This is a genomic window from Vibrio sp. Vb0598 (assembly GCF_033338935.1).
Taxonomy (GTDB): domain Bacteria; phylum Pseudomonadota; class Gammaproteobacteria; order Enterobacterales; family Vibrionaceae; genus Vibrio; species Vibrio alginolyticus.
Genome location: NZ_JAWOTP010000302.1, coordinates 1 through 1,038 on the forward strand (window position 1 = coordinate 1; position 1,038 = coordinate 1,038).

2 protein-coding genes are annotated in these 1,038 nt (G+C 51.6%); both read left to right on the forward strand.

Annotated features, from left to right (window positions below):
• The coding region (locus tag R7Q38_RS24845; RefSeq protein WP_318114734.1) for an acyl-CoA dehydrogenase family protein at positions 1–446 on the forward strand (446 nt) is incomplete at its 5' end.
• Between the two features lie 41 nt (positions 447–487).
• A partial coding sequence (locus tag R7Q38_RS24850; RefSeq protein WP_318114735.1) for an enoyl-CoA hydratase occupies positions 488–1,038 on the forward strand: 551 nt, incomplete at its 3' end.

Consider the following 1,038-nt stretch of genomic DNA (forward strand, 5'->3'; position numbering starts at 1 on the left):
TGGACGGCGGGCGCATTAATATCGCGACGTGCTCCGTTGGTACGGCGCAACAAGCTCTGAATCAAGCTACGCAATATATGCTGGAGCGAAAACAGTTCGGAAAATCGTTAGCGCAATTTCAGGCGCTGCAATTCAAGTTAGCGGACATGGCGACGGAGCTTGTCGCAGCACGGCAATTGGTGCGTTATGCCGCCAGCAAACTCGATCGAGGCGATCCCGATGCGACGACGTACTGCGCGATGGCGAAACGCTTTGCAACCGACGTCGGTTTTCAAATTTGCGACCAAGCGTTGCAGATCTACGGCGGTTACGGGTACATAAAAGAGTACCCCATGGAGCGTTATTTCCGTGACGTTCGCGTACATCAAATTCTTGAGGGAACTAATGAAATCATGCGTCTGATCATTGCGCGTCGTCTGCTCTCAGAAACGTCAGCGTTGCTCTAACAAGCTATCGGGTCTACGCCATCAAAAGGGGAAGTCACATTATGCCATCAACGCCACAAGCCATTGAGCACACCATTCAAAATCACGTCGCAGTGATTACGATGAATAATCCCCCCGCGAACACGTGGACGGCAGATAGCCTTCACGCTTTAAAAGTGTTGGTGTGCACGCTTAACCAAAATAAAGACGTTTATGCCTTGGTCATTACTGGCAGTGGTGACAAGTTTTTCTCGGCAGGTGCGGATCTCAAGTTGTTTGCTGATGGTGACAAAGCACGCGCGTTAGAGATGGCACGCTGCTTTGGTGAAGCGTTTGAAACCCTCTCCGAGTTTCGAGGTGTATCGATTGCTGCCATTAATGGTTATGCCATGGGTGGTGGGCTAGAAGTGGCGTTGGCGTGTGATATTCGAGTGGTCGAAGAGCATGCCATACTCGCGCTGCCAGAAGCGAAAGTTGGGCTGCTTCCTTGCGCTGGTGGCACACAAAATCTCACCGCGCTTGTTGGCGAAGGATGGGCCAAACGCATGATTCTTTGCGGCGAACAAATCAGCGCCTCTCTGGCAAAAGAGCTAGGCTTAGCGGAGGAGTTAGT